Source organism: Vibrio sp. 10N.222.51.C5 (assembly GCF_041474575.1).
GTDB classification, from domain to species: Bacteria; Pseudomonadota; Gammaproteobacteria; order Enterobacterales; family Vibrionaceae; genus Vibrio; species Vibrio crassostreae_C.
Genome location: NZ_JBFRUJ010000018.1, coordinates 1 through 12,842, shown reverse-complemented (window position 1 = coordinate 12,842; position 12,842 = coordinate 1). Strand labels below are relative to the sequence as shown.

Annotated in this window: 9 protein-coding genes; 7 read left to right on the top strand and 2 right to left on the bottom strand. The window is 45.4% G+C overall.

Annotation, left to right across the window (positions count from 1 at the left end; translation table 11 throughout):
* Nucleotides 1-202: 202 nt before the first annotated feature.
* From deoC to deoD, 4 genes are all read left to right on the top strand, one after another.
* Complete coding sequence (gene deoC / locus AB4558_RS06805; protein WP_010436196.1) at nucleotides 203-979, top strand: deoxyribose-phosphate aldolase; 777 nt, start codon at nucleotides 203-205, stop codon at nucleotides 977-979.
* A gap of 223 nt (nucleotides 980-1,202) precedes the next feature.
* Complete coding sequence (deoA, locus tag AB4558_RS06800; protein ID WP_017063283.1) at nucleotides 1,203-2,531, top strand: thymidine phosphorylase; 1,329 nt, start codon at nucleotides 1,203-1,205, stop codon at nucleotides 2,529-2,531.
* 76 nt (nucleotides 2,532-2,607) lie between these two features.
* On the top strand, nucleotides 2,608-3,828 hold the full coding sequence (locus tag AB4558_RS06795) for a phosphopentomutase (RefSeq protein WP_136977832.1): 1,221 nt from the start codon (nucleotides 2,608-2,610) through the stop codon (nucleotides 3,826-3,828).
* Nucleotides 3,829-3,893: 65 nt separating this feature from the next.
* Nucleotides 3,894-4,613, top strand: a complete 720-nt coding sequence (gene deoD, locus AB4558_RS06790; protein ID WP_372158402.1) for a purine-nucleoside phosphorylase — start codon at nucleotides 3,894-3,896, stop codon at nucleotides 4,611-4,613.
* Nucleotides 4,614-4,740: 127 nt separating this feature from the next.
* Here deoD and AB4558_RS06785 read toward each other — a convergent pair whose 3' ends face one another.
* Nucleotides 4,741-5,352 carry a YtjB family periplasmic protein gene (locus AB4558_RS06785; protein ID WP_076655999.1) on the bottom strand — a complete coding sequence of 204 codons (612 nt, stop codon included), beginning with the start codon at nucleotides 5,350-5,352 and terminating at the stop codon, nucleotides 4,741-4,743.
* Between the two features lie 109 nt (nucleotides 5,353-5,461).
* Here AB4558_RS06785 and serB point away from each other — a divergent pair, with 109 nt between their 5' ends.
* Nucleotides 5,462-6,442, top strand: a complete 981-nt coding sequence (gene serB / locus AB4558_RS06780; protein ID WP_017058828.1) for a phosphoserine phosphatase — start codon at nucleotides 5,462-5,464, stop codon at nucleotides 6,440-6,442.
* A 122-nt stretch (nucleotides 6,443-6,564) separates the two neighbouring features.
* Here the strand turns inward: serB and AB4558_RS06775 are convergent, their stop codons facing one another.
* Nucleotides 6,565-8,910 carry a PilZ domain-containing protein gene (locus AB4558_RS06775; protein WP_017058827.1) on the bottom strand — a complete coding sequence of 782 codons (2,346 nt, stop codon included), beginning with the start codon at nucleotides 8,908-8,910 and terminating at the stop codon, nucleotides 6,565-6,567.
* Nucleotides 8,911-9,071: 161 nt separating this feature from the next.
* Here AB4558_RS06775 and radA point away from each other — a divergent pair, with 161 nt between their 5' ends.
* Nucleotides 9,072-10,451, top strand: coding sequence for a DNA repair protein RadA (gene radA / locus AB4558_RS06770; protein WP_017063288.1), 1,380 nt, complete (start codon nucleotides 9,072-9,074; stop codon nucleotides 10,449-10,451).
* A 235-nt stretch (nucleotides 10,452-10,686) separates the two neighbouring features.
* Nucleotides 10,687-12,774, top strand: coding sequence for an elongation factor G (gene fusA, locus AB4558_RS06765; RefSeq protein ID WP_017058825.1), 2,088 nt, complete (start codon nucleotides 10,687-10,689; stop codon nucleotides 12,772-12,774).
* The last annotated feature ends 68 nt before the right edge of the window (nucleotides 12,775-12,842 follow it).

Below are 12,842 nucleotides of genomic sequence, written 5' to 3'. Positions count from 1 at the left end.
GACACAACATGACTGATTTGTTGTGCCATAGACCAAACTGGTACTGTGCGGTGACAAGGATTGCAATTGGTAGCGAAAGTTATCAAGTCTTCAGGGAACCAAGTCCGTTCATTTGTGGCTACTGAGCATTACTAAAATATCCATCTATACTGGATGGAGGGCGAAGTAGTTAACTATTTGAATATATTGATCGGAGATAGAAATGAGCGATTTAAAAGCAGCAGCTCTACGTGCACTTAAACTTATGGACCTAACTACGCTAAATGACGACGATACTACTGAAAAAGTAGTGGCGCTTTGTCATGACGCGAAGACTGCAGTAGGCAACACCGCTGCAATCTGTATTTACCCTCGCTTTATCCCAGCAGCTAAGAAAGCGTTGCGTGAGCAAGGTACTCCAGAAGTACGCATTGCGACTGTAACTAACTTCCCTCATGGTAATGACGACATCGAAATTGCTGTTGCAGAAACAAAAGCAGCGGTAGCGTACGGCGCAGACGAAGTTGACGTAGTATTCCCATACCGTGCTCTTATTGCTGGCAACGAAGAAGTTGGCTTTGAGCTAGTTAAACAGTGTAAAGCAGCTTGTGGTGACATCACGCTTAAAGTGATCATCGAAACAGGTGAACTGAAAGAAGAAGCACTAATCAAGAAAGCTTCTCAAATCTGTATCGAAGCAGGTGCAGACTTCATCAAAACTTCAACAGGTAAAGTGCCAGTAAACGCGACTCCAGAGTACGCGCGCATGATGCTTGAAGTTATCCGTGACATGGGCGTTGCTAAAACAGTTGGTTTCAAACCAGCTGGTGGCGTACGTACTGCTGAAGATGCAGCACTATACCTAGCAATGGCTGATGAGCTACTAGGCGCTGAGTGGGCAGACAACATGCACTACCGTTTTGGTGCTTCAAGCCTACTAACTAACCTTCTTAATACATTAGAAGTGACAGACCAGACTGCTGATCCAGCAGCATACTAATTTACTCGTCATATTTGACACCGCAGCGTTGTTCACTGCGTAAGTTCCTCTTAATCACATAGAGCCTCTATGTTCATAGGAATGAACTCACTGGTCGCCTAACTGCAACGCCAAATATTTAGAGTATTGAACATAATAAGTCTGTTTGATGGAGTGGCGTCAAGCCACTCCATATTACCTCTTTTCCCTACAAACCATACTCACTAGAGTTTGGGAGGCACTAATGTATCTACCTCAAGAAATTATTCGCAGAAAACGTGACGGTGAAGTCCTAACAGCTGAAGAAATTAACTTCTTCATTCAAGGTGTGGCTAAGAACACGGTTTCTGAAGGCCAAATTGCCGCATTCGCAATGGCTATCTTTTTTAATGAAATGACGATGCCAGAACGTATCGCACTAACGTGTGCAATGCGTGATTCAGGCATGGTGATTGACTGGAGCCACATGAACTTTGATGGCCCAATCGTTGATAAACACTCTACTGGTGGTGTTGGCGACGTTACTTCTCTGATGCTTGGCCCAATGGTGGCAGCATGTGGCGGTTTCGTTCCAATGATCTCTGGTCGTGGTTTAGGCCACACTGGCGGTACGCTAGACAAGCTGGAATCTATTCCGGGTTACAACATTACACCAACCAACGATGTGTTCGGTGAAGTAACGAAAGATGCTGGCGTGGCTATCATCGGTCAAACAGGCGATCTAGCTCCTGCTGACAAGCGTGTTTACGCAACTCGTGATATCACAGCAACAGTCGATAACATCTCGCTGATCACGGCTTCAATCCTATCTAAGAAACTGGCTGCGGGCCTTGATTCTCTAGTGATGGATGTAAAAGTAGGTTCAGGCGCATTCATGCCGACTTACGAAGCATCTGAAGAGCTAGCGAAATCTATCGTTGCAGTAGCAAACGGTGCGGGTACTAAAACAACAGCAATCCTAACGGACATGAACCAAGTGCTGGCTTCTTCAGCGGGTAACGCAGTAGAAGTTCGTGAAGCGGTTCAGTTCCTAACGGGTGAATACCGTAACCCACGCTTGTTAGAGATCACGCTAGCATCGTGTGCTGAAATGTTGGTGCTGGGCAACCTTGCAAAAGATTCAGATGAAGCGCGCGAAAAACTGATGGCAGTACTGGATAACGGTAAAGCAGCAGAGTGCTTCGGTAAAATGGTAGCGGGCCTTGGTGGTCCAGTTGATTTCGTAATGAACTACGATAACTACCTAGAAAAAGCAGACATTATTAAGCCAGTGTACGCGCTAGAAAGCGGTGTGGTATCAGCAATGGATACTCGTGCAATTGGTATGGCTGTGGTTGGTATGGGCGGCGGTCGTCGTGTAGCAACTGACAGCATTGATTACGCAGTCGGCTTTGATCACTTCATTCGCCTAGGTGAAGTAGCAAGTGAAGATAAGCCATTAGCAATGATTCATGCTCGCAACGAACAACAGTGGCAAGAAGCTGCAACAGCATTACAAAATGCAATCACTGTGGGCGGAGAATATACAGCAACGCCAGACGTTTACCGTCAGATTCGTTCTGAAGACGTGTAAATAACAGGTATCGGTATACCTCGCGTATACCGATAAACAGAGTTCTGGTGCAAAGAGCAATAAGTTGGTGAAGAAAATGAAAAGAGCATTTATTTTAGTTTTAGATTCATTCGGTATCGGTGAAACAGCGGATGCAGACAAATTTGGTGATGTAGGTTCTGACACTATGGGCCACATCGCAGATCATTGTGACCAAGGTCTTGCAGACAATGCAGATCGTAAAGGTTCACTGGCACTGCCAAACCTGTCTAAGCTAGGTCTAGCGATGGCTCACAAAGAGTCTACGGGTCGTTTTGCTCCTGGTATGGATGCAGACGCTGAGATCATTGGCGCTTACGGTCACGCTGCTGAGCTGTCTTCTGGTAAAGACACGCCATCAGGTCACTGGGAAATCGCAGGTGTTCCTGTACTGTTTGACTGGGGCTACTTCACCGACAAAGAGAACAGCTTCCCAAAAGAACTGACTGACCGCATCCTTGAGCGTGCAGGCCTGTCTGGTTTCTTGGGTAACTGCCACTCATCTGGTACGGAAATCCTAGATAACCTAGGTGAAGAGCACATGAAGACTGGTCTGCCAATCTTCTATACTTCTGCAGACTCTGTTTTCCAGATCGCTTGTCACGAAGAGACATTCGGCCTGCAAAACCTATTAGATCTTTGTCAGATTGCTCGTGAAGAGCTAGAAGATTACAACATTGGTCGTGTTATCGCTCGTCCGTTCATTGGCCCAGGTAAAGGTCAATTCGAACGTACTGGTAACCGTCGTGACCTTTCTGTTGAGCCACCTGCAGCTACCATTCTTCAGAAGTTGGTTGATGAGAAGGGCGGTAACGTTCACTCAATCGGTAAAATCTCTGATATCTACGCGGGTTGTGGCATCACTCAGAAAACCAAAGCAACAGGTATCCCTGCGCTATTTGAAGCAACCAAAGATGCGATCAATGAAGCGGGCGACAACACTATCGTGTTCACTAACTTCGTTGATTTTGACTCAGCTTACGGCCACCGCCGTGATGTTGCTGGTTACGCAGCGGCACTTGAGTACTTCGATGGTCGCATCAATGAAATCATCGATATGATGAAAGAAGACGATGTGCTTATCTTAACTGCTGACCACGGTTGTGATCCGACATGGCCAGGTACAGACCATACTCGTGAGCACATCCCTGTGATTGTTTACGGTCAGAAGGTTCCAGCCGGTTCTTTAGGCCGTCGCGATACATTTGCTGATATAGGTCAAAGCTTAGCGTCATACTTTGGTACATCGCCAATGGGACACGGTACAAGCTTTCTATAATAGTTAACGAAGAGAGAGGGAAACTTCTCTCTTCTTTTTTTGTTTTGAGATTAAGGATATTTTCAATGGCTACTCCACATATTAATGCTGAAATGGGTGATTTCGCTGACGTAGTTTTAATGCCAGGCGATCCGCTACGTGCTAAATACATCGCTGAAACCTTCTTAGAAGAAGTGGTTCAAGTGTGCGACGTTCGCAACATGTTTGGTTACACCGGTACTTACAAAGGTCGTAAGGTTTCGGTAATGGGACACGGTATGGGCATTCCATCTTGTTCTATTTACGCGACTGAGCTTATCAAAGACTTTGGTGTGAAGAAGATCATTCGTGTGGGCAGTTGTGGTGCAGTGAGCGAAGATATCAAAGTGCGTGATGTGGTGATCGGCATGGGCGCATGTACTGACTCTAAAGTGAACCGTATTCGCTTTAAAGATCATGACTTTGCGGCGATTGCGGATTACAAAATGGTGCGCGCGGCAGAAGATGCAGCAAAAGCGCGTGGTGTAGACGTAAAAGTGGGTAACCTGTTCTCGGCGGAGTTGTTCTACACGCCAGATCCAGAGATGTTCGAAGTGATGGACAAATACGGCATTGTTGGCGTCGAGATGGAAGCGGCAGGTATCTATGGTGTGTGTGCTGAATACGGCGCAAAAGCTCTGACTATTTGTACTGTTTCTGATCACATCAAAACTGGTGAGCAAACCACATCAGATGAACGTCAAACGACTTTCAACGACATGATGGTTATCGCACTAGACTCAGTGTTGCTTGGTGACCAAGAATAATCTTGATTTGTCTTAGCTTGATAAGTTAACAGATAACAAAAAGCCCCGTTGCTGCCTGAGCGTCGGGGCTTTTTATTGGATTGCTGTACTTATTCTGAGTCTAGTATTTATTGTCAGCCTAGTGTGTTTATGAGCTTACATTTTTCAATAGTAAGTTCTCACCAGACTTAGTTGGTCTTCTGCGAATCAGCATGATGAACAACACGCCACTCACAAACCCCATCAACACCATACCGATCATGTAGCGATCACTTTTGCGGTAGTGGTGATCAGAAATCGCCGTCATTTTCCCCGTTTCAAACGTCACACGAATAAAACCGATGATCGTTTTCTCTGGAGAATAAATAGGTTCAACTAACTGTTGTCTGCCGATACTTGCTGTTGAAAGTGGTGTATCTAAGCCAAGAACCTCACGTACCGAGAGGGCTTTTTCGCTCGAAGCCAGTCGAATACCCTCTGCATCATAGATGGTGGTATCGAACACCAGTCGGTCTTGAGATAGCTGGTTAGTCAGATCAAGCAATCGCTCTTGGTCTTGTTGCGTGATCATCTTGCTGGCTGAAAGTGATGCCTGAGAGATAAGCAGCTTGGTAAGAGTTTCCAACTGTTTTGCTTGGATCTTCTCGTTACCTTTACTGATCACGACCGTATTTTTAATCGTTACAACGAACATGGTAGCCAACAAAATGAGGGCTAGCATTCGTAAAGCGTTACGTATTGAGAACAATGATTCATTCATGTTTCACGAAGCCTGAAATAAACAAATGTTATGATTAAGACATATTGAGACTTGCGTTTTCAAATTGCAATAGGTTAACGTTTAGCATAGTTAATTAGGAATCATACACATGGACGCTCAGAAATATCTGCCGATAAAAAGGCATACGACATTATTAACTCGACTCCCCGAGACTCGTTTCGCTTCTCAACTCGCTAAATCCAAGGCCAATTGGATTGTGTTTGGTGAGTACCTATCTCCACAATCTTTCGATGACATCGACTTTTTCACTGGCACTTACAACACCATCCTCGATACGTGGAAGGTTGGGCATTATGAAGTGGCTTTGATGTCAGGCAATCTAACGCCAGCACACGAAGAAATCCTCCAAGCGCTAAAGCTTGATTATGCTTGCCTTAGCGAGGTCCCAGACTTATCTAAGCCAGGTTTGATCGTGATGGATATGGATTCCACAGCGATTCAAATTGAATGCATTGATGAGATTGCCAAGCTAGCTGGAGTGGGAGAGTTAGTCTCTGAAATCACGGAACGAGCGATGCAAGGCGAGCTCGACTTTGAACAGAGCCTGCGCCAACGAGTAGGAGCACTGAAAGGTGCGGATGAGTCGATATTAGAGCAAGTGCGTCAGTCATTGCCATTCATGCCAGACTTGGTCGGGCTGGTGAATACTCTAAATAAGCTTGGCTGGAAAACAGCGATTGCATCAGGAGGTTTTACTTACTTCTCTGACTACCTGAAAGATACCCTTGATCTAGATCATGCTCAATCAAACACGCTTGAGATCGTCAACGGTAAGTTGACGGGTGAAGTCTTAGGCGATGTTGTTTCGGCGCAGACCAAAGCGGATATCTTGGTAGAGTTGGCTGAAGAGTACGAATTGGAACTACATAATACCGTTGCCGTTGGTGATGGTGCCAATGACTTGGTGATGATGGGCTCTGCAGGTTTAGGCATTGCCTACCACGCAAAACCAAAAGTAGAGCAGCAAGCTCAAACTGCTGTTCGTTACGCAGGTTTAGGCGGTGTGCTGTGTATCTTGTCGGGTGTATTGGCTAAGCAACAGAAGATCAGCTGGCAAGCGAAACCTTAGGGGCTCTACCTAAGTGCTATTGGCTATGTATCTTATTTAGCAATAGTGGCTCAGACACAAAAAAAGCAGGCTATCAGCCTGCTTTTTCAATTTTCATGCTTAAGTTAATACGCCACTCGAGGCTAGCGTGTTAGCTCCAATCGAATCAGCACTTCATCGGTAATGTCCTCTATCTCGCCATAACCGATAAACGCCGTCACCTCATTCTCTAGCTTCTTAGCTTGATGCATACTGATGCGTGAAAGCTCTTCTAAATCCGACTGGAATAAACTCGTTAGCGGATTAAAGATAGGTGCCGTGGTGACTCGCAATACATACACATCACCTAAGTGCTGCGCTTTCTTGATGAATAAGATGCGTTCCTTTGCTGAGGCGAAGTCTTTGACCAACTTGGTGTGTACCGACTGGATTTTGTCGCCAAACTTCACTGCAGCAATGTACACGTCATGATGCTTAGGCTCCGCACCTTCAATTCTTTTTAGTGGCTCAGCCAACAGTGAGTTGGTGTGACCCTTGAAGATTGGCTCGAGTGAGAACTTTTGGTTGTGACCAAGTTTAGCAAGTAACGTTAGATGCTTATTCAGTGGGAAATTCACACCAATGATCTTACAGCGCAGCGTTGAACTTGGCTTATCAATGAATATTGGGTTACTGACCATCTTGCTCAACAAAATGTTGTGCAGTGATTCGAGTAGCGAATGTGTTGGCAGTATCTCTTGCTTCTTAATCAGCTTACTTTGGTTTTGATCGATAAGCCCATTAAGGAAAGCGATGGTACGCATTGTCTTGGCGTTCTCGGCAATAACCAACTGCACGTTGCGACCATTCGGACTCACTCGAATTACGTGGTAAGGCACTGTGCTCAGTGGCAGGTTCTTGTCATAGAGCTGCAGTTCATTGAAGTTCACTAATACCGGATCATTAATCTTGAGTACCATTGGGTGTTCAAGGCTAATGCTCAGTCCACGCTTCGAAATATCTAAGGTGTGTCCGTTCGCCGCTGTGCCATCTTGTGATGTAAGTTGCAACGGTGACTTAAATTGGTATCTCGGCTCTTTACGACGAGTCTGAGAGTCAAAGTAGATGCTTTGAATATTGCCGACGACAGTACGCGGGTGACGGAAGCGGTTCAATTCACTGCTTGGAATGCGTGGCTTTTCACTCAGAAGATAGTCCGCCGCACTTTCGTGATCGCCAATCTCTTGCAAGATTCCGCAATGCGTCAGTTGAGCTGAGCTTTGAGCCAGCGTATCCGAGTGTTTAGCTAATGCTTGTCGCTCAGTGTCTGAAAGTTCGAAAACCGAGAACTTGAACGCCTTCCAACTTTTACGTTTGCCACCGATGTGCCAGAACAGCTGTCTTTGTTCACGAGAGGCTTCAGGCAGCATCATTGAATAGAACAAGGTCTTGTTTTGGTGTTCATGGGTAAAAGAGTAGATAACGTTACTGGTTCCCTTCACTCCTGGTTTCGCCAACAGGTTCATACGTTGCTCGTTGAACAGGGTACCCAGCGCTTGTTGATTTCGTTCGTCGTGCCAATATTGCCATAATGGATGGTTGTTATCCGTCAGTAGGGCAAGCTTTAGTTCGCTGCCGCTGAAAAACAGGGGTAGGTTACAAGTATGCTTTAGATAGGTATGTTCGATTCCTCGAGTACGAGTTCGAATAATCCTATCTTGATTCTCATGGCTGGTTTTCTTACTGGTGCTATTTAAAGACTCATCGAGTAAGCGAGCCACAATATTGTTGTCGCTTACCTTGATGGTTCTTAGAAATTTGACCGCGTTGTTCTCATAAGATTCGTCGATACCCAAAACACGAAATTCAACCGCTTGGTTAACATCGTTTTCTTGGGACTTTTCGATAAGCTCTGAGAACTTAACGCTGATGATCTCGCCGAGGTTGTATCGAAAGGCGCTCGGTACTTTGAACTTTGCACCCGACGGGGAGATATCAACCGTTACACCATGTAGGCTTTGCCCTTTCGATGTGGTGATCTCGACCTGCGAGCTAATCTTGAGTCTGTTCTCTTGGCGTTTTAAGTCGTAACCTAGGTTAATAGCTTCCGCTTCGTACGGGCTATTGGCGCTAGTAATGTCGTGGTTACCTTGAGAAGATGTTTTAACAACGCTCAGAGGCTGAGTTCGCGGAGTCATTACTAACTCCCATGCGCCTTCTGTGTAACCTTTAAACTTTTTTGTACCACGTTGATACGCGTTTAACGCGATGTCATCTAGCCAGTGTTTACGGCCGTCTAACGTGAACTGACGACATTCATTATCAATGCGCCCACGTAAATCAATGCTCTTTGTACACGGAGCCATGATACGATTCAGTTCCATTTTAACCAGCAGTTTTAGAGACGGAGATTCGCCTTCTGTCATTTGAGAAAGAAGGAATTCGAAATCTTCGGCGTGGTAGGCCGGGATAAGACGTTCTGCTACAGATAGAATTTCAGATTGCTGCATACTTTTCTTGTTAGAATGGACGGTGCATTTATGTTATCGACTAGTTTAAATCGATCTTTAAGTATAAGTGGTATGACTGCAACGTTTATTTTCACCCGTACGGTCAAATAAGTCACAAATTGACAACATCATTGTGTAACTGAGTAAATTATTGAGGTTTTATGGCTAAGGCAAAACGAGCTTATGTGTGTAATGACTGTGGTGCTGACTTTCCACGTTGGCAGGGGCAGTGCAACGCATGTGGTGCTTGGAACACGATTACAGAAGTTAGGTTAGCCGCTTCACCTCAAGTAGCGCGCAATGAACGATTGAGTGGTTATGCGGGCGGTGCAACTGAATCTTCGGTTCAAACGCTGTCAGAAATCGATCTGCAAGAAGTCCCACGTTTTAGCAGTGGCTTTAAAGAGCTAGACCGCGTACTTGGTGGTGGTGTCGTACCGGGTGCTGCGATCCTGATTGGTGGTAACCCGGGTGCCGGTAAATCAACGCTGCTATTACAAACCATGTGTCAGCTTTCTTCTCAATTACCGACTCTCTATGTAACCGGGGAAGAATCTCTGCAACAAGTCGCGATGCGTGCGTCTCGACTTGGATTGCCAAAAGAGCACCTAAAGATGCTCTCAGAAACGAACGTGGATAAGATTTGTCAGGTTGCAGAAAAAGAACAACCTAAGATCATGGTTATCGACTCGATCCAAGTTATGCACGTTGCGGATGTTCAATCTTCTCCGGGCAGTGTTGCACAGGTTCGTGAATCGGCAACCGCATTAACGCGCTACGCAAAACAGAATAACGTTGCTGTGTTCTTAGTTGGACACGTAACTAAAGACGGCACCTTAGCAGGGCCAAAAGTACTTGAGCACATTATTGACTGTTCTGTTTTATTAGATGGCGGAACCGATAGCCGTTTTAGAACGCTACGCAGCCACAAAAACCGTTTTGGTGCAGTGAATGAACTGGGTGTGTTTGCGATGACAGGCCAAGGGCTAAAAGAAGTCAGCAACCCATCCGCTATCTTCTTGTCTCGTGGTGAAGAAGAAACCTCGGGAAGTTCGGTGATGGTTGTGTGGGAAGGCACTCGTCCATTGCTTGTTGAGATCCAAGCGCTGGTGGATTATTCACAGCTGGCTAACCCACGTCGCGTCGCTGTCGGCCTAGAGCAGAACAGACTTTCGTTGTTATTAGCGGTGCTGCATAAACACGGCGGCTTACAAATGGCTGACCAAGATGTGTTTGTGAATGTCGTCGGTGGTGTTAAAGTAACCGAAACCAGTGCTGATCTTGCGTTGGTGATGGCTCTACTTTCAAGTTTCAGAGATCGCGCATTGCCAAAAGATGTGGTGGTATTTGGAGAAGTAGGCCTAGCGGGTGAGATTCGACCGGTACCAAGTGGGCAAGAGCGTCTTAATGAGGCATTTAAACACGGCTTCAAGAAAGCGATTGTACCAGCGGCTAACATGCCTAAAGGTGGTATTCCTGGAATGCAGATCCACGGCGTGAAAAAATTATCAGAAGCAATTAATGCTTTTGATGAGTTGTAATTGAGCTCACTTCAGCTACTCTATACAGCAGAAATTCAGTCTAACTTAAAACGCCAATTGCGCTTTAGATTAGCACTAAACTAAACAATCATTTAGATTGTTTCTACAGATTGCCTTTTTCTATATGTCAGAAAAAGGCAAAGTTTTTTAGTCCCAAATGCATGCAAAGCTATCAGTCTTCACAGATTGTGATATACTCTGCGCGCATTTTATATCCTATTAACAGAGTAAGACAATGGCAGATTTATCGAAATACAGAAACATTGGTATTTTCGCGCACGTTGATGCGGGTAAAACAACTACCACTGAGCGTATCCTTAAGCTAACTGGTCAAATCCACAAGACTGGTGAAGTACATGATGGCGAATCAACGACTGACTTCATGGAACAGGAAGCTGAGCGCGGTATTACTATCCAATCAGCAGCTGTAAGCTGTTTTTGGAACGATCACCGTCTAAACGTTATCGATACTCCTGGACACGTTGACTTCACAGTTGAAGTATACCGTTCTCTTAAAGTTCTTGATGGCGGTATCGGTGTATTCTGTGGTTCTGGTGGTGTTGAACCTCAATCAGAAACTAACTGGCGCTACGCTAACGAATCAGAAGTATCTCGTCTGATCTTCGTTAACAAACTAGACCGTATGGGTGCAGACTTCTACAACGTTGTTGACCAAGTTAAAAACGTTCTAGGTGCAACTCCTCTAGTAATGGTTCTACCAATCGGCCGTGAAGACGAGTTCGTTGGTGTTGTAGACCTATTAAGCCGTAAAGCATACGTTTGGGATGACACTGGTCTTCCTGAAAACTACGAAATCAAAGATGTTCCAGCGGACATGGTTGATGACGTTGAGCAATACCGTGAAGAGCTAATCGAAACTGCTGTAGAGCAAGACGATGACCTAATGGAAGCTTACATGGAAGGTGAAGAGCCTTCTATTGAAGACGTTAAGCGTTGTATCCGTAAAGGTACTCGTGATATCGCATTCTTCCCAACGTTCTGTGGTTCTGCGTTCAAGAACAAAGGTATGCAACTTATCCTTGATGCTGTAGTAGATTACCTACCAGCACCAACTGAAGTTGACCCTCAGCCTCTAATGGATGAGAACGGTGAAGAAACTGGCGAACACGCTATCGTTTCTACAGATGAGACTTTCAAAGCGCTTGCATTCAAAATCATGGATGACCGCTTCGGTGCTCTAACTTTCGTTCGTATTTACTCTGGTAAACTGAACAAAGGTGACACGATTCTTAACTCATTCACTGGCAAGACTGAACGTGTTGGCCGTATGGTTGAGATGCAAGCTGATGACCGTAACGAACTAACTAGCGCACAAGCTGGTGACATCATTGCGATCGTTGGTATGAAGAACGTGCAAACTGGTCACACTCTATGTGATCCTAAGCACCAAGTAACGCTTGAGCCAATGGTATTCCCAACTCCAGTAATCTCAATCGCTGTATCTCCAAAAGATAAAGGCGGTTCTGAGAAAATGGGTATCGCTATCGGTAAAATGGTTGCAGAAGATCCATCTTTCCAAGTTGAGACTGACGAAGAGACTGGCGAAACTATCCTGAAAGGTATGGGTGAACTTCACCTAGACATCAAGGTAGATATCCTTAAGCGTACATACGGCGTTGACCTAACTGTAGGTGCTCCTCAAGTTGCTTACCGTGAAACTATCACTCAAGCAATTGAAGATAGCTACACGCACAAGAAGCAATCTGGTGGTTCTGGTCAATTCGGTAAGATCGATTACCGTATCAAACCAGGCGAAGCAGGTTCTGGCTTCAAGTTCAACTCTGTAGTTGTGGGCGGTAACGTTCCTAAAGAATTCTGGCCTGCAGTTGAGAAAGGCTTCGCATCTATGATGGAAAACGGCGTACTAGCTGGCTTCCCAACTCTAGACGTTGAAGTTGAACTTTTCGATGGTGGTTTCCACGCAGTCGATTCATCTGCTATCGCATTTGAAATCGCAGCGAAAGGCGCATTCCGTCAATCTATGCCTAAAGCTGGCGCGCAACTTCTTGAGCCAATCATGAACGTTGACGTGTTCACTCCAGACGATCACGTTGGTGATGTTATCGGTGACCTTAACCGTCGTCGTGGCATGATCAAAGATCAACAAGCTGGCGTAACTGGTGTTCGTATTAAAGCTGACGTACCTCTTTCTGAGATGTTCGGCTACATCGGTCACCTACGTACTATCACTTCTGGTCGTGGCCAATTCTCTATGGAATTCGCACAATACGCACCATGTCCAACTAACGTTGCTGACGAAGTGATTGCAAAAGTTAAAGCAGAAAAAGAAGCTGGTAAGTAATTAGCCCTTTTCTCAATTAGCTAAAAAAGCCCCGCAAGTGAAAGCTTGCGGGGCTTTTTATTGGTTCA